The following is a 25,662-nucleotide window of genomic DNA, read 5'->3' as shown; positions in this document are numbered from 1 at the left end:
TCGTGACCAGGCGCACCGTGAGGTGTACTACGCCGACCACCATGAGGACTTCGGCCTCAGCGGGCTGGCAGGCACCCTGTGCTCCTGGTCCGGGCCACGACTGGACGTGCCGACGGTCGTGGCCCGCGCCGCGGAGGCGGCCTGCGACGACGCGGACCACCAACTCGGCAGGGACGTAAGGCTCCTGCTGGAGTCGGCGCTGCCGGACGAGGTGCTCCACACCGTGTGGCTCGCGGCCACGCGAAGGCGCTTCGACCCGTCCGGCCACGGCCTGGACATGCGCGCGTGGCTGAGCGGGATCGCCGAGGCGTGCCCGCCTCGCACGACACCTCGGACGCAAGCGGAAGAGGCCGTTCTGGCAGAGCTGGCACCGGTCGTGCCAAAGGAAGAGCTGCGCGTCCGCGTGTCGGCCGAGATCCGGTCGGCCGCGTCCGCGCTGACGCGCGCCGCCGAGCTGCCGGACCTCGTGCCCGCACTGCGGCAGGTCGTCGAAGAGGCCGACGCCGACCTCGGCTTCCGGCTGTTCCTGCGCGCGCTCAAGGCGTGCGCCGTGACGGTGGAGCACGACCAGTACGAACGGCTGCTGGGCATCGGTGACCGGCTCGCCTACCCGCACACCGCCGTCTTCGAGGGCTTGGAGGTGCGATGGCCGCCGCTCGACGCGGGCCGAAGGGATTTCGAGTTCGGGTTCGGACTGCGGCAGCTCTCCCGCATGTTCGACGGGGAGTGGGACGCCTGGCGGTACGAGGGCACGGGCACGCCGCGCGAACAGGTCGCACGACTGGCCCACGCCGACAGCGGTATGACGCCCGGATCGCAGGCGGCCGTACTGCTTCAGGACGTGCGGTGGCTGCTGGACTCCGCCCTGCCCGACGACGAGGTCACCGCTGTGTGGCGTACCGCGGCGCGGCGCCGGCACAGACGTGAGGCGTTCGACGCCGACGGACGGGCATGGCTGCGGGAGATCGCCGAGGTGTGCACGCAGCGGTTGGCGGAGGTCGCCCCTGCCTACCCGCCCGTGGCGCCGGAGGAGACGGTGCGGTCGGTCGAGGCCGACCTCGGGTACCGCCTCCTCCTGCGCATTCTCGATGCGTACGGCATCCCGGCCGAGCAGGTGGAGGAACTCCTGCAGCACGGCTGAAGGGGGCTCTGGGCCTGCGCCCTGAGTCACTCCCTCGGCTCGTCCCCCGGTGCCAGGTCCCCGGCCGCCGCCTCCGGCGGTGGTGGAGCCGTGGGCCTCAGCTTCAGCCATGCCAGGAAGAACAGGCCGAGGAGCAGCATGCCCAGGCCGGTCCAGAGGTTGATGTTGACGCCCTCGGCCTTGTCGATCGCGGCGTCGTCATCGGTGAGGCCGGTGATGGTGACGATGACGCCGTAGAGGACGAACAGGCCGCCGATGATGCGGCGGATGTCGAAGAGACGGGCAGCGGTCGCGGACTTGCCCTCCAGGTCGGTGACTTCCCGCTGGACGTCCTTCTCGGAGTACCCGGACTGATCAGTCATGGTGTGTCGATCCTCCCTCGATCAGAACGAGAACGGGATGTAGCAGGCGGCCGCCAGTACCACCGCACCCCAGCCCAGCAGCGCCGGCCTGCGGTACCACGCGTCGTCGCCCTCGGCGGGCGGCTCGGCCATGCCGGGGGAACGGGTGCCGTAGACCAGCCCCTGCAGTTCCTCCGCCGGCTTGGGCGCCGTGAACAGGGACACGGCCACCATCACGACCGCGCCGGCCACGAAGCCCGCGATCGCGGAGACGAAGTTGGCGCCCTGGTCGGAGGGGATGGAGATGACGTCCTGCTTGTAGAGGACGAAGTAGTTGACCATCGCCGCCGTCGTGCCGGCCAGCAGGCCCCAGAAGCCCGACTTCATCGACGCCCGCTTCCAGAACATGCCGATGATGAAGACCACGAACATCGGCACGTTGAAGAAGGAGAACAGGGTCTGCAGGTAACTCATGATGTTCGAGAACGACGAGGCCAGGAACGCCGTGCCGATCGACGCGAGCACCCCGATCGCCGTGATCAGGCGGCCGAAGCGGACGTAGTAGGAGTCCTCGCGGTCCGTCACCACGTACTTGGCCCAGATGTCCGTGGTGAACACGGTGTTGAAGGACGACACGTTCGCCGCCATGCCCGCCATGAAGGCCGCGAGCAGGCCCGTCACCGCGATGCCCAGGACGCCGTTGGGCAGGAGCTGTTCCATCAGGTACGGGATCGCGTCGTTGTACTGCAGGTCCGAGCCGGAGGTGCCGATCTTCGGTACCAGCACCGCGGCCACCAGGCCCGGGATCATCACCAGGAACACGATGAAGATCTTCGGGAAGGCCGCGATCAGCGGGGTGCGCTGGGCCGCCGAGAGGTTCTTCGCGGAGAGCGCGCGCTGGACCTCCGCGAAGTTCGTCGTCCAGTAGCCGAAGGAGAGCACGAAGCCGAGGCCCAGCACGATCGTCAGCCAGTTCGCGCCCAGCGGGTTCGCGTCGCCGATGCCCGTGCCGCCCCAGGCGGTGACGAAGTCGTCGCCGTGGGTCTTGGTCAGGGCGTCCGTCAGGCCGTCCCAGCCGCCCACCTTCTTCAGCGACAGCACGGTGATCGGGATCAGCGCCGCCAGGATCACGAAGAACTGGAGCACCTCGTTGTAGATCGCCGACGACAGGCCGCCGAGGGTGATGTAGGCGAGGACGAAGAAGCCCGCCACGACGATGGCCACCCACTGCGGCCAGCCCAGCAGGGCCTCGACCACGATCGCCAGGGCGTACAGGTTCACGCCGGCGATCAGGATGGCGGCGAAGGCGAACAGGACCGAACTGAGCAGGTGCGCCCACTTGTCGAAGCGCAGGAGCAGGAACTCGGGGACCGAGCGGACCTTGCTGCCGTAGTAGAAGGGCATCATCACCAGGCCCAGGAAGACCATGGCCGGGATGGCGCCGATCCAGTACCAGTGCACGGTGTAGGCACCGTACTGCGCGCTGTTGGCGGCCATGCCGAGGATCTCGGTGGCGGCCAGGTTGGCGGAGATGAAGGCGAGGCCCGTGACCCAGGCGGGCAGGGAGCGGCCCGAGAGGAAGAAGTCGAGGCTGGTCTTCACCGAGCGGCGGGCGGCGAAGCCGATGCCCAGCACGACGACGAAGTAGATGCCGAGGATCGTGTAGTCGAGCCAGTTTGTGGGGAGCCGTAGCTCGGCGGCGAGGTAGGTGGGGGATTTTGTGGGGGTTTGCATATGTACTCGCTTCGTTGTGCGAACCGATACAGAGCGGAACCTACGCCCCTGCGTTCAGTAATTGAACACGTCAGATGATGCTCTTTGTTTGATTGTGACGTTGACCCTCCTGGTGGCTTGTGTTCCAATGTGTTTAGTTCTGTTTGGTGGTTGAGTGGCCCTCATAGGGAGTCCGGCGTGAAGAAGACCTCGACCCGACTGGCCGACGGTCGTGAGCTCATCTACTACGACCTGCGCGACGACACGGTGCGGGACGCGGTCGACCGCCGTCCCCTGGACCGGACCGTCACGGCGTCCGAGGTCCGTCGCGACGCGCTGCTCGGCGACGCGGTCGCCATCGCCTCGCACCGGCAGGGGCGGACGTACCACCCGCCGGCCGACGAGTGCCCGCTGTGCCCCTCGGAGGGCGACCGGCTGAGCGAGATCCCGGACTCCTCGTACGACGTCGTCGTGTTCGAGAACCGCTTCCCCTCGCTCGCCGGCGACTCCGGGCGCTGCGAGGTCGTCTGCTTCACCTCCGACCACCACGCGTCCTTCGCCGACCTGACCGAGGAGCAGGCGCGTCTGGTCCTCGACGCGTGGACGGACCGGACCTCGGAACTGTCATCGCTGCCCTCCGTGCAGCAGGTGTTCTGCTTCGAGAACCGCGGCGCCGAGATCGGTGTCACCCTCGGCCATCCGCACGGGCAGATCTACGCCTACCCCTTCACCACCCCGCGTACCGCCCTGATGCTGCGCTCGCTCGCCGCGCACAAGGACGCGACCGGCGGGGAGAACCTCTTCGACGCCGTCCTGGAGCGTGAACTCGCCGACGAGCGGGTCGTCCTGGAGAGTGAACACTGGGTGGCCTTCGTGCCGTACGCCGCGCACTGGCCGTACGAGGTCCACCTGTACCCGAAGCGTCGTGTGCCGGATCTGCTGGCGCTGGACGAGGACGCGCGCACAGAGTTCCCCCAGGTTTATCTGGAACTCTTGAGGCGCTTCGACCGGATCTTCCAAGGGCGGGACGCGGGGGAGAGCTCCGCGGACGAGCCTGGCACCCCGTACATCGCCGCCTGGCACCAGGCGCCGTTCGGCACGCTGGACGAGTTCGAAGGGGTCGTCCGTGAGGACTTCGCCCTCCACCTCGAGCTTTTCACCATCCGCCGCACTTCCGGCAAGCTGAAGTTCCTCGCGGGTTCCGAATCCGGCATGAGCGTGTTCATCAACGACATCCGGCCGGAGGCCGCGGCCGAGCGACTGCGAGAGGTAGCGAGTTCATGAGTGGGAAGTACCTGGTCACCGGCGGCGCCGGCTACGTGGGCAGCGTGGTCGCCCAGCATCTGCTGGAGGCGGGTGACGAGGTCGTCGTCCTGGACAACCTCTCGACCGGCTTCCGCGAGGGCGTGCCGGCCGGGGCTTCCTTCATCGAGGGCGACATCCGCGACGCCGCCAAGTGGCTGGACCCCTCCTTCGACGCGGTGCTGCACTTCGCCGCGTTCTCGCAGGTCGGCGAGTCGGTGGTGAAGCCCGAGAAGTACTGGGACAACAACGTCGGCGGCACCATGGCGCTGCTCGGCGCCATGCGCGAGGCGGGCGTGCGCAAGCTCGTCTTCTCCTCCACGGCGGCCACCTACGGCGAGCCGAAGGAGGTGCCGATCGTCGAGTCGGCGCCGACGCAGCCGACCAACCCGTACGGCGCCTCGAAGCTCGCCGTCGACCACATGATCACCGGCGAGGCGGCCGCACACGGCCTGGGCGCGGTCAGCCTGCGCTACTTCAACGTCGCGGGCGCCTACGGCGACTGCGGCGAGCGCCACGACCCCGAGTCGCACCTCATCCCGCTGGTCCTCCAGGTCGCCCAGGGCAGGCGCGACGCGATCAACGTCTTCGGCGACGACTACCCGACGCCGGACGGCACCTGCGTGCGCGACTACATCCACGTCGCCGACCTGGCCGAGGCCCACCTGCTGGCGGTCAAGGCCGCCCAGCCCGGCGAGCACCTCATCTGCAACCTCGGCAACGGCAACGGCTTCTCCGTCCGCGAGGTCATCGAGACCGTCCGCCAGGTCACCGGGCACCCGATCCCGGAGGTCGTGGCCCCGCGCCGGGGCGGCGACCCCGCGGTCCTGGTCGCCTCCGCCGACACCGCCCGCGAGCGGCTCGGCTGGAACCCGTCCCGCGCGGACCTCGCGGGGATCGTCGCGGACGCGTGGGAGTTCGCGCAGCGCCGCGACAGTTAAGTTCTACGGCCGGTACGGCCGGCTGTAAGTTCCAAGGCTGTTCGGCCGGTCAACTCACCGGCCGCTTCAGCCGGTTCAGCAGGGAAGGTCAGGGTCAGGGGATGAGCGTCGACACGGCAGCCGCGGTCGCCGAGCGGTTCAAGGAGCTGTACGGGGCCGAGCCGGAAGGGGTGTGGGCCGCGCCGGGCCGGGTCAACCTGATCGGCGAGCACACCGACTACAACGACGGTTTCGTCATGCCGTTCGCGCTGCCGCACACCGCGGTCGCGGCGGTCTCGCGGCGCGAGGACGGCGTCCTGCGTCTGCACTCGGCGGACGTCGAGGGCGGCGTCGTGGAACTGCGCGTCGACGACCTGGCGCCCGAGTCGGACAAGGCCTGGACGGCGTACCCGTCGGGTGTTCTCTGGGCGCTGCGGGAGGCCGGCAACGCGGTGACCGGCGCCGACATCCACCTGGCCTCGACGGTCCCGGCGGGCGCGGGCCTGTCGTCGTCGGCGGCCCTGGAGGTCGTCGTCGCGCTCGCGCTCAACGACCTGTACGACCTCGGCCAGAAGGGCTGGCAGCTGGCCCGCCTGTGCCAGCGCGCCGAGAACGTCTACGTCGGCGCCCCGGTCGGGATCATGGACCAGACGGCGTCCGCGTGCTGCGAGAGCGGACACGCCCTGTTCCTCGACACCCGGGACCTCTCCCAGAAGCAGATCCCCTTCGACCTGGCCGCCGAAGGCATGCGCCTGCTGGTCGTCGACACCCAGGTCAAGCACTCCCACAGCGAGGGCGAGTACGGCAAGCGGCGCGCGGGCTGCGAGAAGGGCGCGGCGCTGCTGGGCGTGGACGCGCTCAGGGATGTCGCCTACGACGACCTGGACGCGGCGCTCGACCGGCTCGGCGACGACGAGGAGGTGCGCCGCCTGGTGCGCCATGTCGTCACCGAGGACCAGCGTGTCGAGCGGGTCGTCTCCCTGCTGGAGTCCGGCGAGACGCGGGCGATCGGCCCGGTCCTGACCGAGGGCCACGCCTCCCTGCGGGACGACTTCCGGATCTCCTGCCCGGAGCTGGACCTGGTCGTCGACACCGCCCTGGCGAACGGCGCGCTGGGTTCGCGCATGACGGGCGGCGGCTTCGGCGGCTCGGCGATCGTGCTGGCGGAGGCGGCCGAGGTCGAGACCATCACCAAGGCGGTGGAGGAGGCCTTCGCCGCCGCCGGGTACACCGCACCGCGGGTGTTCGAGGCGGTGCCCGCGGCAGGGGCGCGACGGGTGAGCTGACCCCGAAGATCCCGAAGATCTCAAGGATTACGGGGCTGAGGGCGCCGCCCTCAGCCCCGTAATCCTTTCTGGAGCCGGCCCTCCAGAGGCAGCCCCACGCCCGGCACATCGGCCGCGGCACATCGGCGATCTCGTCGGCCGCGGCTCACCCCAGCCGCTTGGTGAGCGTGTACTCCGTGATCCCCGGCGGATAGTCCGGGATCACGCACACCACGTCGTACCCCCGCTTCTTGTAGAACTCAGGCGCCTGGAAATCCCACGTCTCCAGGCGTACGCCGGTGCAGCCCCGTTCGGTGCGGGCCGTGTGCTCCGCGCGTGCGAGCAGATGCGAACCGAGACCGGTGCCGCGGTGGCGTTCGTCGACCCAGAGGTAGGTGACATGGAGCCAGGTGGTCCAGGTGTGACCGACGAGCCCGCCGGCCAGGGCGCCGGAGTCGTCCAGCGCCCAGACCTGGAGCGGGCGTTCGCGTTCACCTGGGCTTCCGCGCAGGGCGCGCAGGATCGGGGAGACCGCGGTGTTGGTCTCCCGCAGCCGGCGGCGGAGCAGATCCTGCCGCGTTTTGTCGACTTCTGTCTCCAGACGAAACATGCGGCTCACCATAAACGCGCTGGACTACCAGTTCTGCGAATTACCTTCCGCTCCAGCCCCCCACCCGTACTCTGATGAACGGCACCGGTGGGGGCCGGTGCTGATCAGGGGGCGAGACAAGTCGGGTTCGACGCCCGAAGTGGGGGGTAGCAGTTTCTGCACGGCGGCGGCCGTGCGGCCTCTCATGCTTCGGGCGTCGTACCCGCGACCGTGTTCGTCTCCCGGTGTCGTCCTTATGACGATGGGGTATCCCCTGCTCTTCGAGAGCTTGGGGAAGGGGGTTTCGTGGTTCGCATCCGAGTGCTGGTCGTCGACGACCATCGCATCTTCGCCGAGTCGCTCGCCGCCGCCCTGGCAGCCGAGCCCGACGTCGACGTCTCCGCCGCCGGCAGCGGCCCGGCCGCGCTGCGCAGCCTGGAGCGTGCGGCCGCCGAGGGGCGCCGGTTCGATGTCTTGCTCGTCGACGCCGACCTGGGCGGCAACGTGGCGGGGATACGGCCCGCCGTGCCTGTTCAGGAGGTGGGCGAGGACGGGCTGGTCGACGGCATCTCACTCGTCGTCGGCGTCCGCACCGCCCAGCCGGCCGTACGGATCGTCGTCCTCGCCGAGAAGGACGATCCACGCCGGGCCGCGCTCGCCCTGCAGGCCGGGGCCTCCGGATGGGTGGCCAAGGACTGTTCGCTGTCCCGGCTGCTCACCGTCATCCGCGGTGTCCTGCGCGACGAGACCCATCTGCCTCCGGCCCTGCTCACGGGCGTCCTGCGGGAGTTGACGGCCGCGCGCAAGCACCGCACCGAGAGCGAACGGCTGGTGGAGTCGCTGACCCCGAGGGAGCGGGAGGTCCTGCGGTGCATGGTGGCGGGACTGGGGCGCAAGGCGGTCGCGGAGCGCCTGTTCCTGTCTCCCCACACGGTCCGCACCCATATGCAGAACGTCCTCGGCAAGCTGGGCGTGCACTCGACGCTCGCCGCCGTCGCCCTCGCGCGGCGGGCCGGGGTCGGTCCGGTCGACTTGGGCCCCGCCGGCCGGATCCTGCCGGAGGAAAGCAGCAGCGCCTGATCAACGCCGCTGAGCAGCAACGCCGTCGGGGGCAAGGGGCTGTGCCGATTCGCGGCTACCGCCGCGTGGGCGCAACCGGCTACGACGAAGCCGGGGACACCGACACCCCGTCGCGGCACTGACCACGCGGCTCTCCCAGCGGAGTGCCTAGCCGGGGATGTTGTCGAACGGGGCGGTCAACTGGCGTAGCAGACCGGCCAGTTCGCCCTGCTGGGCGCGCGACAGTTCCGCGAGGATCGCGCGCTCCTGGTCCAGCAGGCCGGCCAGCGCCTGGTCGGCGCGGTCGCGGCCCTCGTCCGTGAGGCGGACGAGCACACCGCGCCGGTCGCTGGGGTCGGGGAGGCGCTCCACCAGGCCCTTCTTGGCCAGGCGGTCGATGCGGTTGGTCATCGTGCCGGAGGTGACCAGGGTCTGCGTCAGCAGCTGTCCTGGAGAGAGCTGGTACGGCGTTCCCGCGCGCCGGAGCGCGGTCAGCACGTCGAACTCCCACGGCTCCAGGCTGTGCTCGGAGAAGGCCAGCCGTCGTGCGCGGTCCAGATGCCGGGCCAGTCTGCTGACCCGGCTGAGTACCTCCAGCGGCTCCACGTCGAGGTCCGGGCGCTCCCGGCGCCACGCTGCGACCAGCCGATCGACCTCGTCCTCCATAGAGATCAGTGTAGTGGTTGTGTCGATGTGAAGTCTCTTGACGTCAAGATACCTTGGGGGGCAGGCTGGAGATCGACAGACAGGAGGCTCGCCCATGTCCGCTGCCGCCGCCCCCACCTGGGACCCCGCCCAGTACCTGCGCCACGCCGACCACCGCGCCCGCCCTTTCACCGACCTCCTCGCCCGGGTCCCCGACCTCCCCGGCGAGCGGCCCCGCATCGCCGACCTGGGCTGCGGCCCCGGCAACGTCACCGCCGTGCTCGCGCAGCGCTGGCCCACGGCCCGGATCACCGGCTACGACAACTCCGCCGAGATGCTCGACAAGGCCCACGTCGAGCACGAGGGGCCGACCCCGGGCGGCGGCCGCCTCGACTTCGCCCACGCCGACGTACGGACGTGGACGCCCGCGGAGCCGTACGACCTGATCATCAGCAATGCCACCCTGCAGTGGGTCCCCGGGCACGTGGACCGGTTCGCGGACTGGGTGCGGGGCCTCAGGCCCGGCGGCACCTTCGCCTTCCAGGTCCCCGGCAACTTCGACGCCCCGAGCCACCGCCTGATGCGCACCCTCGCACCCCGGTACGGCCTGGCCGACACCCTGCGCCACGAGGACGCCGTGCTCACCCCGCAGACCTATCTGGCGCGGTTGGCCGACCTGGGCTGCGTCGCCGACGTCTGGGAGACGACGTACGTCCATCTGCTGACCGGCGAGGATCCGGTGCTGGACTGGGTGAAGGGGACGGGCCTGCGGCCGGTCCTCACAGCGCTCGCCGACGACCCCGCCCGGCGGGACGCCTTCCTGGCCGAGTACCGGGCCGCCCTGCGCGAGGCCTATCCGGCCGGTGCGCACGGCACGCCGTTCCCGTTCCGCCGGATCTTCGCCGTGGCCCGCAAGGAGGCGTGATGATCGACGCCGTCGACCATGTCCAGCTCGCGGCCCCGCCCGGCTCGGACGCCGGTCCCGCTGTTTGAGCGCCACGACGGAGGGTCACCCGCTGGGTAGAGCACGACGTCAAGCCTTGCGAGGAGTGAGAGACGTGGCGAAGGAAGAGAAGGTCAAGGGGAAGAAAGAACAGCTCAAGGGCAAGGCCAAGGAAACAATGGGCCGCACGGTCGGCAACGAGGGGCTGACCGCCGAAGGCAAGGCCGAGAAGAGGAAGGGCAACGCGCGCCAGACGAAGGAGAAGGGCAAGGACACCTTCAAGGGCTGAGCCGGAGCCGAGAGCACGTCGGTTCAGAGCGTGCGTCAGCTCTTTCGGTGCCCTATCAGCCGCGGCTTCGCCTCCAGGCCGTCCAGCCCGTGCCACGCCAGATTCACCAGGTGCGCAGCCACCTCCGCCTTCTTCGGACGGCGGACGTCGAGCCACCACTGGCCGGTCAGGGCGACCATCCCGACCAGGGCCTGCGCGTACAGCGGGGCCAGCTTGGGGTCGAAGCCGCGGCTCTTGAACTCGCGGCCCAGGATGTCCTCCACCTGGGTCGCGATGTCCGAGATCAGCGAGGCGAAGGAACCCGTCGACTGCGGGATGGGCGAGTCACGGACCAGGATGCGGAAGCCGTCCGTGTACTCCTCGATGTAGTCGAGGAGCGCGAAGGCCGCCTGCTCGCACAGCTCCCGGGGATGGCCTGCCGTCAGGGAGCTGGTCACCATGTCCAGCAGGCGGCGCATCTCGCGGTCCACCACGACCGCGTACAGGCCCTCCTTGCCGCCGAAATGCTCGTACACCACCGGCTTGGAGACCCCGGCCTTCGCCGCGATCTCCTCCACCGACGTGCCCTCGAAGCCCTTCGCGGCGAACAGGGTGCGACCGATCTCCAGCAGCTGCTGGCGGCGCTCCGCACCGGTCATCCGGGTACGACGCGTCCGCCGCGGCTTGTCGTTGCTGGGGGTACTGCTGGAGTCGGTCGCCACGGCGTCAATCATGCCGCCTCGGCAGGCTCCTTCCGGCGCCGGGAACCGCCTTCCTCGGTGTTCCGGCGTGAATCGATACGCGAGCGTGACGGCCAGCGCACGTCGTACGCCCAGCCCAGCATCTCGAACCAGCGGATGAACCGCGCCGAGGAGTCGATCTGCCCGCGCTCCACACCGTGCCGCGCGGACGTCGGGTCGGCGTGGTGCAGGTTGTGCCAGGACTCACCGCACGACAGGACCGCCAGCCACCACACGTTGCCCGAGCGGTCACGCGACTTGAACGGCCGCTTGCCCACCGCGTGACAGATCGAGTTGATCGACCAGGTGACGTGGTGCAGCAGGGCCACCCGGACCAGCGAGCCCCAGAAGAAGCCCGTGAACGCGCCCCACCAGGACATCGTCACCAGACCGCCGATCAGCGCGGGCAGGGCCAGCGAGAGCACCGTCCAGGAGATGAACTGACGGGAGATCGCGCGGATCGCGTTGTCCTTGATCAGGTCCGGCGCGTACTTCTCCTGCGGCGTGCGCTCCTCGTCGAACATCCAGCCGATGTGCGCCCACCACAGGCCCTTCATCAGCGCCGGGAGCGTTTCCCCGTAACGCCACGGGGAGTGCGGGTCACCCTCCGCGTCCGAGAACTTGTGGTGCTTGCGGTGGTCGGCGACCCAGCGGACCAGGGGGCCCTCCACCGCCATCGAGCCGGCGATGGCGAGCGCGATGCGCAGGGGGCGCTTCGCCTTGAAGGAGCCGTGGGTGAAGTAGCGGTGGTAGCCGATCGTGACGCCATGGCAGGCGAGGAAGTAGAAGAAGACCAGCAGACCGAGGTCGAGCCAGCTCACCCCCCAGCCCCAGGCCAGCGGCACCGCGGCGGCGAGCGCCAGGAACGGGACGACGATGAAGAGGAGGAGTGCGGACTGCTCGACCGACCCCTTCTTCTCACCGCCGAGTGTGGCTGAGGGAACCAGCGTGTCGTCGTGCGCCTGCGGGGCGTCTTCGATCACATCGGAGCTCGTGGTCATGGGCGTCCCCTGTGGGGTTTCGAGGGTTGCGGCAGGTGCCGGGGTCGCAGGAACTGTTCCCAGGTTCCGTTAAAACGGTCCCTACGGTTCCGTAACCTACGGCGTCGTAAGTATGGCAGTGAGCCGCCCGGCGGCAAGAGCCCGAGAGACTGCGCGTCCGCATGGACACCTATCCTTGGAGTCGGTCGGACAGCGCGGTCCGCTCTGAATTCTTCCCGGATGCCAGGAGCCGTATGCGGCCCTCGCCGCGCGGCTCCCGGCCCCGGGTTCCCCTCCCGGACGAGCTTCAACACTGCAAGGAGCCGCACCTGTGAGCAGTGCCGACGACCAGACTGTGTCCCAGGCGACCACCAGCACCGAGCTGCGAGCCGACATCCGCCGACTGGGTGACCTGCTCGGCGAGACCCTCGTCCGCCAGGAGGGTCCCGAGCTGCTGGAACTCGTCGAGAAGGTCCGCCGCCTCACCCGAGAGGACGGCGAGGCCGCAGCCGAGCTGCTGCGTGGCACGGAGCTGGACACCGCGGCCAAGCTGGTCCGCGCCTTCTCCACCTACTTCCACCTGGCCAACGTCACCGAGCAGGTCCACCGAGGCCGCGAGCTGCGCGCCCGGCGCGCCGCCGAGGGCGGCCTCCTCGCCCGTACGGCCGACCGCCTCAAGGACGCCGACCCCGAACACCTGCGCCAGACGATCAAGCACCTCAACGTCCGCCCCGTCTTCACGGCGCACCCCACCGAGGCCGCCCGCCGCTCCGTCCTCAACAAGCTCCGGCGCATCGCCGCGCTCCTGGAGACCCCGGTCCTCGAAGGAGACCGACGCCGGCACGACACCCGACTGGCCGAGAACATCGACCTCGTATGGCAGACGGACGAGCTCCGCGTCGTACGCCCCGAACCGGCCGACGAAGCGCGAAACGCCATCTACTACCTCGACGAACTGCACGCCGGCGCCGTCGGCGACGTCCTGGAGGACCTGACGGCGGAACTGGAGCGCGTCGGCCACAAGCTCCCCGACGACACCCGCCCGCTCACCTTCGGCACCTGGATCGGCGGCGACCGCGACGGCAACCCCAACGTCACCCCCCAGGTGACCTGGGACATCCTCATCCTCCAGCACGAGCACGGCATCAACGACGCCCTGGACATGATCGACGAGCTGCGCGGCTTCCTGTCGAACTCCATCCGCTACACCGGCGCCACCGAGGAGCTCCTGAACTCCCTCCAGGCCGACCTCGAAGCCCTCCCCGAGATCAGCCCCCGCTACAAGCGCCTCAACGCCGAGGAGCCCTACCGGCTCAAGGCCACCTGCATCCGGCAGAAGCTGGAGAACACCAAGGAGCGCCTCGCCAAGGGCATCCCGCACGAAGCCGGGCGCGACTACCTCGGCACCGGCGAGCTGCTGCAGGACCTCACGCTGATCCAGACCTCGCTGCGCGAGCACCGGGGCGCCCTGTTCGCCGACGGCCGCATGGACCGCACCATCCGCACCCTGTCCGCGTTCGGCCTCCAGCTCGCCACCATGGACGTCCGCGAACACGCCGACGCCCACCACCACGCCCTCGGCCAGCTCTTCGACCGCCTCGGCGAGGAGTCCTGGCGCTACGCCGACATGCCCCGCGACTACCGCTCCAAGCTGCTCGCCAAGGAACTCAGGTCGCGCCGCCCCCTCGCGCCCACCCCGGCGCCCGTGGACGCGGCCGGCGAGAAGACCCTCGGCGTCTTCCAGACCGTCAAGCGGGCCCTCGCGGTCTTCGGACCCGAGGTCATCGAGTCGTACATCATCTCGATGTGCCAGGGCGCCGACGACGTGTTCGCGGCCGCCGTCCTCGCCCGCGAGGCCGGCCTGATCGACCTGCACGCCGGCTGGGCCAAGATCGGCATCGTCCCGCTCCTGGAGACCACCGACGAGCTCAAGGCCGCCGACACCATCCTGGAGGACATGCTCTCCGACCCGTCGTACCGCAGGCTCGTGGCCCTGCGGGGCGACGTCCAGGAGGTCATGCTCGGCTACTCCGACTCCTCCAAGTTCGGCGGCATCACCACCAGCCAGTGGGAGATCCACCGCGCCCAGCCCCGCCTGCGCGACGTCGCCCACCGCTACGGGGTGCGGCTGCGCCTCTTCCACGGCCGCGGCGGCACCGTCGGCCGCGGCGGCGGCCCCTCCCACGACGCGATCCTCGCCCAGCCCTGGGGCACCCTGGAAGGCGAGATCAAGGTCACCGAGCAGGGCGAGGTCATCTCCGACAAGTACCTCGTGCCGTCGCTGGCCAGGGAGAACCTGGAGCTGACGGTCGCGGCGACTCTGCAGGCCTCCGCCCTGCACACCGCCCCGCGCCAGTCCGTCGAGGCACTCGCCCGCTGGGACGCCGCCATGGACGTCGTCAGCAACGCCGCCGAGGCCGCCTACCGCAAGCTCGTCGAAGACCCCGACCTGCCGACGTACTTCCTCGCCTCCACACCGGTCGACCAGCTCGCCGACCTGCACCTGGGCTCACGGCCCTCCCGCCGCCCCGGCTCGGGCGTCTCGCTCGACGGACTGCGCGCCATCCCGTGGGTCTTCGGCTGGACCCAGTCCCGGCAGATCGTCCCCGGCTGGTTCGGCGTGGGATCGGGGCTGAAGGCGCTGCGCGAGGCCGGCCTCGACACCGTGCTCGACGAGATGCACGAACAGTGGCACTTCTTCCGCAACTTCATCTCCAACGTCGAGATGACGCTCGCCAAGACCGACCTGCGGATCGCCGCCCACTATGTCGACACGCTGGTGCCGGACGAGCTGAAGCACGTCTTCGACACCATCCGCGCCGAACACGATCTGACCGTCGCCGAAGTCCTCAAGGTCACCGGCGAGAAGGAACTCCTCGACGCGGCACCGGTCCTCAAGCAGACCTTCTCCATCCGCGACGCCTACCTGGACCCCATCTCCTACCTCCAGGTCACCCTCCTCAAGCGCCAGCGCGACGCCGTGGCCGCGGGCGCCGAGCCCGACCCGCTGCTCGCACGGGCCCTGCTGCTCACCGTGAACGGCGTGGCGGCCGGCCTGCGCAACACCGGCTGAGCGCCCCGCACACGACGGTGCCCCCGTGCTTCGTACGAGCACGGGGGCACCGTTCGTTTCACAGCCCCGGCGGGCAGCCCGCGATCAGGCCGCGGCCAGGCCGCCGTCAGGCCTTACGACGCCGGAACACCAGGTAACCGCCCGCGCCCAGCAGCGCCGCCGCAGCCGCGGACAGCAGACCCACCGGAGCACCGTTGCCGGTCTCGGCGAGGTCACCCTCGACGTCGCCCTGCGCCGACGGGGACGCCGACGTGGACGCCGACGGGGCGGCGGCCGGCTCGGTCGTCGGGGCGCCCGGCGTCTCCGACTCGGAGCCGGACGGTGCGGTGGACGACGGAGCGGACGGCGTGGCCGTGCTGCCGCCGCCCGGCTCCTCGTCCTCGCAGTCCGTCCAGAACACCTTGTGCTTGGCGGCCCCGTTCTCGCCGTCGAAGTTCCAGAACAGCTTGTAGTGCCCGTCGGGCAGAGTCAGGTCGTCCGTACGGCCATGACCCTCGCCGTCCAGGGTGATCGCACCGGACTTCACCGTCTCGCCCTTGACGTCGGCGGTCGGCGCCCACGCCTCGATGTGCCAGTCGACCTTCTGGACGCTGTCGAAACCGAACGCGTCCAGGTAGAACTCGCACACGTGCGGCTCGTTCTTGCGCAGCTCCTCGCCAGTGGTGGCGTCATGGATCTTGACGGTGCCGTTGTCACCCGGAGCGGTGGCGTGGGCGGCGGCCGGTGCGGAGAAAACAGCGGCCGCAGCGACGGCGGACAGAGCGCCGACGCGGGTGAGGGTTCGCATGAGGCAGTAGTCCATCTTCGTGAAAGGAACGGGAAGATGTGGAGGGGGCGGCTCAGCATCCAGCCCGGACTGACCTCAGGTCAATCACGAACAGACAACAGTCACATCCTCCACAGATATGGAGAACGGCCAAAACCTCAGACCGTCACGAACACCGCCGTCAGCAACGCGATCCCCGACCCCGCCAGCACCCACGCCAGCCGCGTCCGCCGCAGCCCACCTGCGACGACAACCGAGGCCAGCAACAGCGCGCCACCCAACGGCACCCAGGCGTAGAGGACCCCCGCGGGCCCGGACCGTACGACGTCGTCACTCCCGGGCTTCACCACGACCGTGTACGTCTGCCCCCTGCGCACCGCCACGTTCTTCTCGATGACGACCGACCTGCGCGGCTGCGACCCCGCCGAGATCGGCGTGTACGGCCCACTGCACGTGTCCGCACCACACCGCGTCACCTCGATCGTGCCGCTCTCCCGCCCCTTCGTGAGCATCACATGATGCGCCGTGCCCCACGACGCCCACACACCCGCGATCAGAATCAGCACCGCGACCGCGCCCATCGCCGCGAAGCGCCCGAACCGCAGCACGGCCACAGCGCCCTGACTGGAAACAACGGCAGAAGGCATGGCCGCGATCCTTGGCCATGCCCATACGCCCGGTCAACCTCGGCCCCTTGGGGCAGACGGACAAGTCAGGAGTTGTACGTGCTTTGCGCCCGCTCCAACCCCTCGATCACCAGACACTCCACCGCATCCGCCGCCCGGTCCACGAAGTAGTCCAGCTCCTTGCGCTCCGCCGACGCGAAATCCTTCAACACGAAGTCCGCCACCGGCATACGCCCCGGCGGCCGCCCGATCCCGAACCGCACCCGGTGATAGTCCGAACCCATCACCTTCGTCATCGACTTCAACCCGTTGTGCCCGTTGTCCCCGCCACCCAGCTTCAACCGCAGCGTGCCGTAGTCGATGTCCAACTCGTCATGGACGGCCACGATGTTGCCCACCGGCACCTTGTAGAAGTCCCGCAACGCATTGAGCGGACCACCGGAGAGATTCATGTACGACATCGGCTTCACCAGGATCACCCGCCGGTTCAACGGCCCGGGCGGCCCGATCCGCCCCTCCACGACCTGCGCCTGAGCCTTACCGGCCCGCTTGAACTTCCCCCCGATCCGCCCGGCCAGCAGATCCGCCACCATGAACCCGACATTGTGCCGGTTCATCGCGTACTCGGGCCCCGGATTGCCGAGGCCGGCGATCAGCCAAGGGGCGCTCGGGTCGGTCGTCACGTCCATGTCTCCTTGCTGTGCTTATCCGGGGGTCCGGGGGACAACCCCCGGACCCCCGGCAGAAAACGCCGGTCCGTCGGGGATGGCCGGAGTGAACATTGCCGGGAAAGCCCGACTGATAGACGCCAGCCGCTGCCCCCATCGGGAACAGCGGCTGACAAACCAATGACAGAGCCGAAAATCACGCCTCTGCCAGAGCCGAAGATCAGGCCTCGGCGACGGCCTCGCCCTCGGCGGCCTCACCCTCAGCGGCCTCCTCGGCCTGCGCGGCCAGGACCTGCAGGACGACCGTGTCACCCTCGACGGCCAGCTTGGTGCCCTTCGGCAGGGGGATGTCCTTGGCGAGAACGGAGTCGCCGGCCGTCAGACCCTCGACGGAGACGGTGACCGACTCGGGGATGTGCGTGGCCTCGGCCTCGACCGGAAGCGCGTTCAGGACGTGCTCCAGCAGGTTGCCGCCCGGGGCCAGCTCGCCCTCGGTGTTCACGTAGATCTCGACGTTGACCTGCTCGCCACGCTTGACCAGCTGCAGGTCGACGTGCTCCAGGAAGCCCTTGATCGCGTCACGCTGCACGGCCTTCGGAATCGCCAGCTCGTTGGTCTTGCCGTCGATGTCCAGCGCGATCAGGACGTTCGGCGTACGCAGCGCCAGCAGCAGGTCGTGACCCGGAAGGGTCAGGTGCAGCGGGTCCGAACCGTGGCCGTACAGGACACCGGGAACCTTGCTGTCACGACGGATACGACGGGCGGCACCCTTACCGAACTCGGTACGGGTCTCGGCGGAGATCTTTACCTCAGACATGATCACTCCTCGTAGAACTAGAGACGGACGTGGTCACCCGGCCACGAACGGCCTGCTACGAAGAGCGCGTCGATAACGGACAGCCGTACCTCGCAATGAGTACGGCCTCCCTCGCCGAGCAACTGAAGCAGTCTACTCGGCAAGGGAGGCCGCAGAAAAGTTGACCTTGAGCACCACCCGCCGGGCGCGGGCGATCAAGCAGAAGGGCTCACGACCTACTGCTCGTCGAACAGGCTCGTCACCGACCCGTCCTCGAACACCTCACGCACCGCACTCGCGATCGTCGGCGCGATCGACAGCACCGTCAGCTTGTCCAGATCCCGGCTCAGCTCACCCGGCGTCGGCAGCGTGTTCGTGAACACGAACTCACTCACCCGGGAGTTCTTCAGCCGGTCCGCCGCCGGGCCGGAGAGCACACCATGCGTGGCCGTCACGATGACATCCTCGGCACCGTGCGCGAACAGCGCATCAGCGGCCGCACAGATGGTCCCACCCGTGTCGATCATGTCGTCGACCAGGACACACACACGACCCTTGACCTCACCCACGACCTCGTGGACGGTCACCTGGTTCGCCACGTCCTTGTCCCGCCGCTTGTGCACGATGGCCAGAGGAGCGCCGAGACGGTCACACCAGCGATCGGCGACCCGCACACGCCCGGCGTCCGGGGAGACGACGGTCAGCTTCGCCTTGTCGACCTTGGCACCCACATAGTCCGCCAGCAGCGGAAGCGCGAAGAGATGGTCGACCGGACCGTCGAAGAAACCCTGGATCTGGTCCGTGTGCAGATCCACGGTCAACAGGCGGTCCGCACCCGTGGTCTTCATCAGATCCGCGATCATGCGCGCCGAAATCGGTTCACGCCCACGGTGCTTCTTGTCCTGCCGCGCGTAACCGTAGAACGGCACGATCACGGTGATGGAGCGAGCCGACGCACGCTTCAGCGCGTCGATCATGATCAGCTGCTCCATGATCCACTGGTTGATCGGAGCCGTGTGGCTCTGGATCACAAAGCAGTCCGCACCACGTGCCGACTCCTGATAACGGACGTAGATCTCACCGTTGGCGAAGTCGAAGGCCTTCGTCGGGACAACCCCGACCCCCAACTGCTGGGCGACCTCCTCGGCAAGCTCGGGGTGGGCGCGGCCGGAGAAGAACATCAACTTCTTCTCGCCGGTCGTCTTGATCCCGGTCACAGCACTGTCTCCTCAGAGGTGTCGCAGCTGGGTGTCGAGAGACCACGCCGCTGGGCGCGACGAGCCGTCTCAGCTGGTGGGTGCGGGTGTGCACTTATCACGGTACGCCGTGTTTGACGCACCTGTTTCCGGTCAGTCCTCGTCCTCCCCCTGACGGGAGGCCGCCTCGGCCGCCTTCGCGGCCGCACTGCCCGGACGCTTACGGGCCACCCAGCCCTCGATATTCCGCTGCTGGCCACGGGCCACGGCCAGCGAACCGGGCGGCACGTCCTTCGTGATCACAGAGCCGGCCGCGGTGTACGCGCCGTCCCCGACCGTGACAGGAGCCACAAACATGTTGTCCGAACCGGTACGGCAGTGCGAGCCGATGGTCGTGTGGTGTTTGTCTTTTCCGTCGTAGTTCACGAAGACACTCGCGGCACCGATGTTGGAGTACTCACCGATGGTCGCGTCACCGACGTACGAGAGGTGAGGCACCTTCGTGCCCTCACCGATCGAGGCGTTCTTCGTCTCCACATACGTACCGATCTTGCCCTTCGCACCCAGCCGGGTACCGGGCCGCAGATACGCGAACGGTCCCACGGACGCCTGCGCCCCCACGACAGAGCTCTCGGCCACGGTGTTGTCGACCCGGGCCCCGGCGCCGACCTTGGTGTTGTTCAGCCGGCAGTTGGGCCCGACCTGCGCACCCTCGCCGAGATGAGTGGAGCCCTGCAGCTGGGTGCCGGGGTGGACGATCGCGTCCTGCTCGAAGGTGACCGTCACATCGACCCAGGTCGTCGCCGGGTCGATCACGGTGACGCCGTCGAGCATGGCGCGGGTGAGAAGCCGGTCGTTGAGGATGCGGCGGGCCTCGGAGAGCTGCACGCGGTTGTTGATGCCGGCGATCTCACGATGATCGGCCGCGACGGAGGCGCCGACGCGGTGACCGGCCTCGCGCAGGATCCCGAGGACGTCGGTCAGGTACTCCTCGCCCTGGCTGTTGTCGGTGCGGACCTTGCCCAGGGCGTCGGCGAGAAGCTGCCCGTCGAAGGCGAAGACGCCCGAGTTGATCTCCCGGATCGCCCGCTGCGACTCGCTCGCGTCCTTGTGCTCGACGATGGCCGTCACAGCACCGGAGGCACCGTCCCGCACGATCCGCCCGTACCCGGTCGCGTCCGGCACCTCGGCGGTCAGCACGGTGACGGCGTTGCCGTCGGCGGAGTGGGTGGCGGCGAGGTGGGTCAGGGTCTCGCCGGTGAGCAGGGGAGTGTCCCCGCAGACGACGACGACGGTTCCGTCCACGGTGCCACCGAGCTCCTCGAGGGCCATCCGTACGGCGTGCCCGGTGCCGTTCTGCTCGGCCTGCACGGCGGTGCGTACGCCGGGGTCGATCTCGCCGAGATGCGCGGTGACCTTCTCACGTGCGTGCCCCACGACCACGACCAGGTTCTCGGGCTGCAACTCGCGTGCGGCGGCGAGCACATGACCCACGAGGCTGCGTCCGCAGAGCTCGTGCAGGACCTTGGGTGTGGCCGACTTCATACGGGTGCCCTCACCCGCTGCGAGAACGACGACGGCTGCCGGGCGAATGGCGCTCACGGGATGCCCTTCGGCTGTGGAGGGGGTGGGGTGACATCCGCAGGATACCGGGGGGTTTCGTGAGGGGCATGGGAGCGGGCCCTGACTTGAGCAGTTGGCAGTCAGGGCCCGAACCGAGCATGTGCTCCCCCGCCAGGACTCGAACCCGGACAGATGGCACCAAAAGCCACAGTGCTGCCAATTACACCACGGGGGAAGAAACTCGACCAAACCGGACATTCAGTCAGGTTGCCGAGCGGCGCCTCCTACTATGCCGTACCAGGTGCCCTCGATGCGACGGTACAGATCAGCTCCCTGCCGCACTTTGATGCCGAGGCACCCTCGATAGCTGTCTCCGGTGTTCTTGCGCACGGTTGTCGGGTTGTGCTGCTTGAGGATTGTTTTACCGAGGGCTGAGAGGTCAACGCCAACGAGGTCGGCCCAGTAGTGCTCTGCCGCCTCGACGTCTGCGGACTCGTGGATCATGACGCGACAGTGCAAACGATCGTGTCCCACCTCAAGCAGCTTTAGCCAGGCCAGGAACACGGAGACCATTCCGGGGTCGCTGTTGACGAACTCCACGCTCTCGCGGCGGGCGTGCGGCTTGTCCTTCGTGCCCTCAGCCCAGTAGAGGGCGACTCCCGTGATGAACAGCTCGCGGTCCGACAGCTCGCCCACGGCTTCTGCTGCGGCCAGCTTGGTTGCTCGGCGCTCCTCGTCCTGCGCGGCACGCAGTCGCGCCAGTCCCGCGTTCATGCGTGCGCGCTGTTCCTCCGGTGTGCACTTGGGTTCGGGGGTCGGCAGATCTCGTACCCAGAGTGACACCGAGCTCTTCGAGCAGCCCAATTCGGCCTGGATCTGGTTGTACGCCCAGCCCTGCCTTCGCAGTTCCCGCGCCCTCTCGCGGAGGTCGTCCTTCGCTCGCGGTCGCTTCGTCCACTCCGGAGGCGGCTCGCCCTCGACGAGGCGTTGAAGGATCTCCTTGTTGTGGACCTGAAGCTCGTCGCGGATCTGCCGAAGGCTGTAGCCCTGCCGCCGCAGCGCTACCGCCCGCTCCCGCAGCCCCTCGAAGTCGGCGTATTTGCCCTCTGGATGTGCCATAGGCATACCCTCCGGACGGAATGATCGCTTCCGGAGTCGAACGGTGAGCGATTCGGCAGTTCGAGGGATATCGGGTGGTTTCGCTTCCGTTCGGTTACGGACTGTGGTGTAGGCCAGTCCGTAAAACTCGCCGGAAAACCATCGAGGCCCGCCCGTAGGCTGGAGGCATGACCACGACGGGGGAAGACCACGCCGAGGCCCCGCCACGGGGGGCGGGGCCGTGGTGGTGGGGCAGGGTGCGCAGTGCGGTGCTGGACGTGAGTCTGGCTGTCGTGTCCGCGCTGGAGTGCGGGGGCGAGGGGGTTCGGTTCGCGCGGGATGCCGGCATTCCGCAGGCCGCGGGGGTTGTGTTCGGGGTTCTGGCCGGGTCGGTGCTGGTGTTGCGGCGGCGGTGGCCCATCGCCGTCGTGCTGGTGTCGATCGCCGTCATGCCCGCGCAGATGGGGTTCCTGATGGGCATCGTCGGGCTGTACACCCTCGCCGCTTCCGAGCTGCCGCGGCGGATCATCGCCTCGCTCGCGGGGATGTCGTTCGTCGGGATGCTGATCGTGACGTTCGTGTGGGTGCGGCAGGGCGTGGCGAACGGGGATCTGACGTTCGGGGACTGGGTTGTTCCCCTGGCCTCTCTCACCACGGCCGTCGGCATGACCGCGCCTCCTCTCCTGCTCGGGCTGTATGTGGGGGCCCGGCGGCGGCTGATGGAGAGTCTGCGGGAGCGGGCCGACAGTCTTGAGCGGGAGCTTCAGCTGCTCGCCGAGCGGGCCGAGGAGCGGGCCGAGTGGGCGCGGAACGAGGAGCGGACCCGGATTGCGCGGGAGATGCATGACGTGGTCGCGCATCGGGTGAGCCTGATGGTGGTGCATGCTGCCGCGCTGCAGGCCGTGGCGAGGAAGGATCCCGAGAAGGCCGTGAAGAACGCCGCGCTGGTGGGGGACATGGGGCGGCAGGCGTTGACCGAGTTGCGGGAGATGCTCGGTGTGCTGCGCAGTGGGGGTGGCGGTGCGGAGCGGGAGCGGCGGGTTGTGGTGTCGCTTGCCGCTGTGGGGGCTGCCGCCGCTGCCGTGGCCGATCGGGAGAGGGGTCTGGAGGACGAGGGGGCTGCCGAGGGGCCTTGTCTGTCCGACGTGGATGAGTTGATCGGGCAGTCGGCCGCTGCGGGGATGGTGGTGGATCTGTCCGTGGAGGGGGAGTGGCGGTCGTATGCGCCGGAGATCGAGCAGACGGCGTATCGGGTGGTGCAGGAGGCGTTGACGAACGTCCACAAGCATGCGGCGGGGGCGAAGGCGCATGTGCGGCTCGCGCATCGGGTGTCGGAGATCGCGATGCAGGTGGAGAACGAGCCGCCGCCGGAGGTGTCGTCTGCGGGGTCGGCGCGGTTGCCGTCGGGGGGCAACGGCCTGGTGGGGATGAAGGAGCGGGTGCTGGGGCTGGGCGGGGTGTTCGTGTCCGGGCCGACGGATGCGGGGGGTTTTCGGGTGTCGGCGGTGATTCCGGCGGCGTAGCCGCGCATCGCTTTGCGTGCTTTACGTGGGCGTAGCGGCTCTTTCGTGTGTCAGCCCGCTGTCAGGCGTGCCGGTTCTATGCCGGAGACGAGGCCGGCGAGGGCTTGGTCGATGTCGGGGCCGAGGTACCAGTCGCCGGTGTGGTCGAGGGCGTAGATGCGGCCTTCGGTGTCGATGGCGAGGATGGCCTGGGTGTCGGTTTCGGTGCCGAGGGGGCAGACCTCGGTGTCGAGGGCGCGGCCGAGGTCGCCGAGGGTGCGGGCCATGTGGAGGCCGTGCAACGGGTCGAAGTGGATGTGGGCGGGGGCGACCTGGCGGCCGGGGCCGGTGGGGGTGAGGTGGAGGCCGCCGAATTCTGCCCAGGCCTCTACGGCGGCGGGGAAGACGGCGTGGCGGTGACCGGCGGGTGAGGCGTGGTCGCGGAGGGTGTCCGCCCAGAACTCGGCCTGTTTGATGTCCCAGCGTCCGGGTTGCCAGCCGGCGGCGCGCAGGGCGGCGTCGACGGGGACGGGGAAGCGGGTGGTTGAGGTGCGGTCGGCTTGCATCGGCCCTTCGTTCGTCGTTCGTGTGGTGCGTGGTGCGTGGTGCGTTCGTGCGTGGTGCGGTGGGGCGGGGTCAGTTGCCGGTGGTTGTCGGGTCGACGATGCGGACGCCGAAGTGGGAGCTGAGGGCCGTGCAGGCGCGGCAGGGCGTGGCGAAGCTGCCGTGCAGGGGGTCGCCGTCCTCGCGGATGCGGCGGGCGGTGAGCTTGGCCTGTTTGAGGGCTTTGCGGGCTTCGCCGTTGGTCATGGGTTTGCGGGCGGCGCGTTTGCTGCGGGCGTCGTCGGCGGCGGCGAGGTGCCGGGAGATGAGGATGGTCTCGGCGCAGCGGCCGGTGAAGCGGTCGCGTTCTGAGCTGGTGAGGGTGTCCAGGAAGTCCTGGACGAGGTGGTGCAGTGGCGGGGGTTGGTCGCCGCGGGCGGCGGTGCCGGTGAGGGTGGCGCCGCGGACGGAGAGGGCGGCGGCGACGGTCGGGAGTATGCCGTCGCGGCGGTGACGGAGGGTCGGCGCGTGGGGTGCTTCGGCGGCGCTCCAGCCGATGCGGGGGTCGCCGGAACTCGCTGCGTGTGGGCCTGTCTGTGTCGCGTTCATGATCATCATCCCCTCCCGAGCATCCCCCGGGCATGCTCTCGGACGTCACAGAGTGCCAAAAGGCGTGGCGGGTGCGGAAGCTGGGGCCACGCGACACGCCCGGGTTTGGGCGGGCTGTCACGGCGGGGTGACGGCTGGTCACGGAAGCGGAGGGGGTGGTGCCCGGTGCCGGTGACCGGTGTCGTCGTACCGCATAGGCTGTCGGCACCGCTTTCCATGCGGTGACGTATGGATGCAGACGAGACAGCCGATACGGGGCGTTGTGACCGAGTGTGGTCACGGTGGGTCGTATCAGAACGCCGCAGGGGGCAACCGCCATGACGACAGGTCGGCTCGGGCAGCAAGCCGCGCCGCCGAACGCGGCCTACGCCGGGCAGGTCGTGCATTTCCCGGATCCGGTTCGGGCGTCACGTCACCCGAGAGGAGTACGGGTGGACGAGCATGGTTACCCCGACTTCTCGCCGTATGCGCGGGCGGCGGCGGAGATCGCGGAGCCGCCGGAGGGGTTCGGCGTCGACGAGTTGCGGCTGACGGACTACGTGTCGGCGAACGCGGCGCTGGCGGCGTCGGGGCACGACCTGTGGGACACGATCCCGGCGGTGGCGACGCCGCACGGCTGGACGTGGCATCACGTGGTGGGTTCGCGGCGGCTGGAGTTGGTGCCGGTCGAGGTGAAGGCGCTGCTGCGGCATCACGGTGGGATCGCCACGTCGACGGTGGACCAGTACAAGCGGGGCACGCGGCCGTTGCAGGAGACGCGGCCGGCGCACTTCGGGCTGCCGAAGTCGGGTGTGGCGGTGACGGAGTCGCAGGTGGTGGGGGCCGAGGAGGATCTCGGGTACCGGCTGCCGGGTGCGTATCGGTCGTTCCTGAAGGCGGCGGGTGGTTGTGCGCCGGTGGGGACGGCGCTGGACGCGGAGTTGGGCCTGCTGGTCGACCAACCGCTGTTCACCGTGCGGGACGAGGCGGCGGTCAACGACCTCGTCTACGTCAACAAGTGCCTGCGGGACCATCTGACCAAGGACTACCTGGGTGTCGGGTTCGTGCAGGGCGGCTTGCTGACCGTGAAGGTGAAGGGCGAGCGGCTCGGTTCGGTGTGGTTCTGCGCGTACGACGACGCGCGGGACACGGATCCCTCGTGGTTGCCGGCCGAGCGCGTGGAGCGGTTGCTGGTGCCGTGCGGTGAGGACTTCGACGTGTTCCTGTCCCGACTGGCGGGTTCTCCGCCGGAGTTGGAGACGGTCGCGAATCTGATGGTGGATGGTGGGTTCGCGCATGCGGTGCCCGTGGCGGCCGCGGCTGTGGGGGAGTGAGCT

Annotated in this window: 25 protein-coding genes and 1 tRNA gene; 10 read left to right on the top strand and 16 right to left on the bottom strand. The window is 69.1% G+C overall.

The features are described from left to right. Window positions 1-22: 22 nt before the first annotated feature. Window positions 23-1,141 carry a hypothetical protein gene (locus AB5J49_RS19790; RefSeq protein ID WP_369169950.1) on the top strand — a complete coding sequence of 373 codons (1,119 nt, stop codon included), beginning with the start codon at window positions 23-25 and terminating at the stop codon, window positions 1,139-1,141. A 26-nt stretch (window positions 1,142-1,167) separates the two neighbouring features. On the opposite strand, the gene AB5J49_RS19785 is transcribed toward AB5J49_RS19790, so the two are convergent. Together AB5J49_RS19785 and AB5J49_RS19780 are read right to left on the bottom strand one after the other, a co-directional pair. Beyond that, window positions 1,168-1,503, bottom strand: a complete 336-nt coding sequence (locus AB5J49_RS19785) for a hypothetical protein (protein ID WP_369169949.1) — start codon at window positions 1,501-1,503, stop codon at window positions 1,168-1,170. A 21-nt stretch (window positions 1,504-1,524) separates the two neighbouring features. Then, a complete protein-coding gene (locus AB5J49_RS19780) occupies window positions 1,525-3,216 on the bottom strand; it encodes a sodium:solute symporter family protein (RefSeq protein WP_369169948.1) in 1,692 nt (563 codons plus the stop codon). 177 nt (window positions 3,217-3,393) lie between these two features. On the opposite strand from AB5J49_RS19780, the gene galT reads away from it, so the two are divergent. From galT to galK, 3 genes are all read left to right on the top strand, one after another. Then, the gene (gene galT / locus AB5J49_RS19775; protein WP_369169947.1) at window positions 3,394-4,479 is read left to right on the top strand and encodes a galactose-1-phosphate uridylyltransferase; all 1,086 of its coding nucleotides are present in this window, start codon (window positions 3,394-3,396) and stop codon (window positions 4,477-4,479) included. Beyond that, the gene (gene galE / locus AB5J49_RS19770) at window positions 4,476-5,438 is read left to right on the top strand and encodes a UDP-glucose 4-epimerase GalE (protein ID WP_369169946.1); all 963 of its coding nucleotides are present in this window, start codon (window positions 4,476-4,478) and stop codon (window positions 5,436-5,438) included. The genes galT and galE overlap by 4 nt, the downstream gene beginning before the upstream one ends. A 101-nt stretch (window positions 5,439-5,539) precedes the next feature. Beyond that, the gene (galK, locus tag AB5J49_RS19765; protein ID WP_369169945.1) at window positions 5,540-6,703 is read left to right on the top strand and encodes a galactokinase; all 1,164 of its coding nucleotides are present in this window, start codon (window positions 5,540-5,542) and stop codon (window positions 6,701-6,703) included. Window positions 6,704-6,848: 145 nt separating this feature from the next. Here galK and AB5J49_RS19760 read toward each other — a convergent pair whose 3' ends face one another. Beyond that, a complete protein-coding gene (locus AB5J49_RS19760; protein WP_369169944.1) occupies window positions 6,849-7,304 on the bottom strand; it encodes a GNAT family N-acetyltransferase in 456 nt (151 codons plus the stop codon). A gap of 273 nt (window positions 7,305-7,577) precedes the next feature. Here AB5J49_RS19760 and AB5J49_RS19755 point away from each other — a divergent pair, with 273 nt between their 5' ends. Further along, the gene (locus AB5J49_RS19755; protein WP_369169943.1) at window positions 7,578-8,351 is read left to right on the top strand and encodes a LuxR C-terminal-related transcriptional regulator; all 774 of its coding nucleotides are present in this window, start codon (window positions 7,578-7,580) and stop codon (window positions 8,349-8,351) included. 147 nt (window positions 8,352-8,498) lie between these two features. Here the strand turns inward: AB5J49_RS19755 and tamR are convergent, their stop codons facing one another. After that, entirely contained in the window at window positions 8,499-8,996 is a 498-nt protein-coding gene (gene tamR / locus AB5J49_RS19750; protein WP_369169942.1) for a MarR family transcriptional regulator TamR, read from the bottom strand. Window positions 8,997-9,090: 94 nt separating this feature from the next. Here tamR and AB5J49_RS19745 point away from each other — a divergent pair, with 94 nt between their 5' ends. Together AB5J49_RS19745 and AB5J49_RS19740 are read left to right on the top strand one after the other, a co-directional pair. Continuing rightward, entirely contained in the window at window positions 9,091-9,900 is an 810-nt protein-coding gene (locus tag AB5J49_RS19745) for a trans-aconitate 2-methyltransferase (RefSeq protein WP_369169941.1), read from the top strand. A gap of 133 nt (window positions 9,901-10,033) precedes the next feature. Next, window positions 10,034-10,207 carry a CsbD family protein gene (locus AB5J49_RS19740; RefSeq protein WP_369169940.1) on the top strand — a complete coding sequence of 58 codons (174 nt, stop codon included), beginning with the start codon at window positions 10,034-10,036 and terminating at the stop codon, window positions 10,205-10,207. Between the two features lie 35 nt (window positions 10,208-10,242). On the opposite strand, the gene AB5J49_RS19735 is transcribed toward AB5J49_RS19740, so the two are convergent. Both AB5J49_RS19735 and AB5J49_RS19730 read right to left on the bottom strand, forming a co-directional pair. Further along, window positions 10,243-10,920 carry a TetR/AcrR family transcriptional regulator gene (locus tag AB5J49_RS19735; protein WP_062722196.1) on the bottom strand — a complete coding sequence of 226 codons (678 nt, stop codon included), beginning with the start codon at window positions 10,918-10,920 and terminating at the stop codon, window positions 10,243-10,245. Further along, entirely contained in the window at window positions 10,917-11,927 is a 1,011-nt protein-coding gene (locus AB5J49_RS19730) for an acyl-CoA desaturase (RefSeq protein WP_369169939.1), read from the bottom strand. The genes AB5J49_RS19735 and AB5J49_RS19730 overlap by 4 nt, the downstream gene beginning before the upstream one ends. 310 nt (window positions 11,928-12,237) lie before the next feature. Here AB5J49_RS19730 and ppc point away from each other — a divergent pair, with 310 nt between their 5' ends. Next, window positions 12,238-14,979: a phosphoenolpyruvate carboxylase gene (gene ppc, locus AB5J49_RS19725; protein ID WP_369169938.1), complete on the top strand. Its 2,742-nt coding sequence runs from the start codon at window positions 12,238-12,240 to the stop codon at window positions 14,977-14,979. Between the two features lie 106 nt (window positions 14,980-15,085). On the opposite strand, the gene AB5J49_RS19720 is transcribed toward ppc, so the two are convergent. The 8 genes from AB5J49_RS19720 to AB5J49_RS19685 all read right to left on the bottom strand — a co-directional run bounded on the left by AB5J49_RS19720 (window position 15,086) and on the right by AB5J49_RS19685 (window position 21,713). After that, complete coding sequence (locus AB5J49_RS19720) at window positions 15,086-15,766, bottom strand: LPXTG cell wall anchor domain-containing protein (RefSeq protein ID WP_369169937.1); 681 nt, start codon at window positions 15,764-15,766, stop codon at window positions 15,086-15,088. 137 nt (window positions 15,767-15,903) lie between these two features. After that, a complete protein-coding gene (locus tag AB5J49_RS19715) occupies window positions 15,904-16,392 on the bottom strand; it encodes a hypothetical protein (RefSeq protein ID WP_369169936.1) in 489 nt (162 codons plus the stop codon). A 65-nt stretch (window positions 16,393-16,457) separates the two neighbouring features. Further along, on the bottom strand, window positions 16,458-17,060 hold the full coding sequence (gene pth, locus AB5J49_RS19710; RefSeq protein WP_369169935.1) for an aminoacyl-tRNA hydrolase: 603 nt from the start codon (window positions 17,058-17,060) through the stop codon (window positions 16,458-16,460). 199 nt (window positions 17,061-17,259) lie between these two features. Beyond that, a complete protein-coding gene (locus AB5J49_RS19705) occupies window positions 17,260-17,856 on the bottom strand; it encodes a 50S ribosomal protein L25/general stress protein Ctc (protein ID WP_369169934.1) in 597 nt (198 codons plus the stop codon). A gap of 215 nt (window positions 17,857-18,071) precedes the next feature. Continuing rightward, window positions 18,072-19,052, bottom strand: coding sequence for a ribose-phosphate diphosphokinase (locus tag AB5J49_RS19700; protein WP_369169933.1), 981 nt, complete (start codon window positions 19,050-19,052; stop codon window positions 18,072-18,074). 132 nt (window positions 19,053-19,184) lie between these two features. Then, entirely contained in the window at window positions 19,185-20,633 is a 1,449-nt protein-coding gene (gene glmU, locus AB5J49_RS19695) for a bifunctional UDP-N-acetylglucosamine diphosphorylase/glucosamine-1-phosphate N-acetyltransferase GlmU (protein ID WP_369169932.1), read from the bottom strand. A gap of 124 nt (window positions 20,634-20,757) precedes the next feature. Further along, window positions 20,758-20,829 (bottom strand) — tRNA-Gln (locus tag AB5J49_RS19690). Between the two features lie 23 nt (window positions 20,830-20,852). Next, window positions 20,853-21,713: a hypothetical protein gene (locus tag AB5J49_RS19685; RefSeq protein WP_369169931.1), complete on the bottom strand. Its 861-nt coding sequence runs from the start codon at window positions 21,711-21,713 to the stop codon at window positions 20,853-20,855. Between the two features lie 167 nt (window positions 21,714-21,880). On the opposite strand from AB5J49_RS19685, the gene AB5J49_RS19680 reads away from it, so the two are divergent. Next, window positions 21,881-23,215 (top strand): sensor histidine kinase, encoded by a 1,335-nt coding sequence (locus tag AB5J49_RS19680; protein WP_369169930.1) that lies wholly within the window; start codon window positions 21,881-21,883, stop codon window positions 23,213-23,215. A gap of 50 nt (window positions 23,216-23,265) precedes the next feature. Here AB5J49_RS19680 and AB5J49_RS19675 read toward each other — a convergent pair whose 3' ends face one another. Both AB5J49_RS19675 and AB5J49_RS19670 read right to left on the bottom strand, forming a co-directional pair. Next, entirely contained in the window at window positions 23,266-23,760 is a 495-nt protein-coding gene (locus AB5J49_RS19675) for an SUKH-3 domain-containing protein (RefSeq protein ID WP_369169929.1), read from the bottom strand. Window positions 23,761-23,830: 70 nt separating this feature from the next. Beyond that, window positions 23,831-24,355 (bottom strand): YwqJ-related putative deaminase, encoded by a 525-nt coding sequence (locus tag AB5J49_RS19670; RefSeq protein ID WP_369169928.1) that lies wholly within the window; start codon window positions 24,353-24,355, stop codon window positions 23,831-23,833. A 308-nt stretch (window positions 24,356-24,663) separates the two neighbouring features. Here AB5J49_RS19670 and AB5J49_RS19665 point away from each other — a divergent pair, with 308 nt between their 5' ends. Then, window positions 24,664-25,659 carry an SMI1/KNR4 family protein gene (locus tag AB5J49_RS19665; protein ID WP_369169927.1) on the top strand — a complete coding sequence of 332 codons (996 nt, stop codon included), beginning with the start codon at window positions 24,664-24,666 and terminating at the stop codon, window positions 25,657-25,659. The last annotated feature ends 3 nt before the right edge of the window (window positions 25,660-25,662 follow it).

Source organism: Streptomyces sp. R28 (genome assembly GCF_041052385.1).
Taxonomy (GTDB): domain Bacteria; phylum Actinomycetota; class Actinomycetes; order Streptomycetales; family Streptomycetaceae; genus Streptomyces.
Note: the sequence above shows the minus strand (reverse complement) of the source record. Positions and strands in the feature narration are given on the sequence as shown.

What these genes read in the sequence shown, in the direction of transcription:
- AB5J49_RS19785 (WP_369169949.1), bottom strand. Translation starts at nt 1,503, where the DNA reads ATGACTGATCAGTCCGGGTACTCCGAGAAGGACGTCCAGCGGGAAGTC.
- AB5J49_RS19780 (WP_369169948.1), bottom strand. Translation starts at nt 3,216, where the DNA reads ATGCAAACCCCCACAAAATCCCCCACCTACCTCGCCGCCGAGCTACGG.
- galE (WP_369169946.1), top strand. Translation starts at nt 4,476, where the DNA reads ATGAGTGGGAAGTACCTGGTCACCGGCGGCGCCGGCTACGTGGGCAGC.
- galK (WP_369169945.1), top strand. Translation starts at nt 5,540, where the DNA reads ATGAGCGTCGACACGGCAGCCGCGGTCGCCGAGCGGTTCAAGGAGCTG.
- AB5J49_RS19760 (WP_369169944.1), bottom strand. Translation starts at nt 7,304, where the DNA reads ATGGTGAGCCGCATGTTTCGTCTGGAGACAGAAGTCGACAAAACGCGG.
- tamR (WP_369169942.1), bottom strand. Translation starts at nt 8,996, where the DNA reads ATGGAGGACGAGGTCGATCGGCTGGTCGCAGCGTGGCGCCGGGAGCGC.
- AB5J49_RS19745 (WP_369169941.1), top strand. Translation starts at nt 9,091, where the DNA reads ATGTCCGCTGCCGCCGCCCCCACCTGGGACCCCGCCCAGTACCTGCGC.
- AB5J49_RS19735 (WP_062722196.1), bottom strand. Translation starts at nt 10,920, where the DNA reads ATGATTGACGCCGTGGCGACCGACTCCAGCAGTACCCCCAGCAACGAC.
- AB5J49_RS19730 (WP_369169939.1), bottom strand. Translation starts at nt 11,927, where the DNA reads ATGACCACGAGCTCCGATGTGATCGAAGACGCCCCGCAGGCGCACGAC.
- AB5J49_RS19720 (WP_369169937.1), bottom strand. Translation starts at nt 15,766, where the DNA reads ATGCGAACCCTCACCCGCGTCGGCGCTCTGTCCGCCGTCGCTGCGGCC.
- AB5J49_RS19715 (WP_369169936.1), bottom strand. Translation starts at nt 16,392, where the DNA reads ATGCCTTCTGCCGTTGTTTCCAGTCAGGGCGCTGTGGCCGTGCTGCGG.
- pth (WP_369169935.1), bottom strand. Translation starts at nt 17,060, where the DNA reads ATGGACGTGACGACCGACCCGAGCGCCCCTTGGCTGATCGCCGGCCTC.
- AB5J49_RS19705 (WP_369169934.1), bottom strand. Translation starts at nt 17,856, where the DNA reads ATGTCTGAGGTAAAGATCTCCGCCGAGACCCGTACCGAGTTCGGTAAG.
- AB5J49_RS19685 (WP_369169931.1), bottom strand. Translation starts at nt 21,713, where the DNA reads ATGGCACATCCAGAGGGCAAATACGCCGACTTCGAGGGGCTGCGGGAG.
- AB5J49_RS19680 (WP_369169930.1), top strand. Translation starts at nt 21,881, where the DNA reads ATGACCACGACGGGGGAAGACCACGCCGAGGCCCCGCCACGGGGGGCG.
- AB5J49_RS19675 (WP_369169929.1), bottom strand. Translation starts at nt 23,760, where the DNA reads ATGCAAGCCGACCGCACCTCAACCACCCGCTTCCCCGTCCCCGTCGAC.
- AB5J49_RS19670 (WP_369169928.1), bottom strand. Translation starts at nt 24,355, where the DNA reads ATGATGATCATGAACGCGACACAGACAGGCCCACACGCAGCGAGTTCC.
- AB5J49_RS19665 (WP_369169927.1), top strand. Translation starts at nt 24,664, where the DNA reads ATGACGACAGGTCGGCTCGGGCAGCAAGCCGCGCCGCCGAACGCGGCC.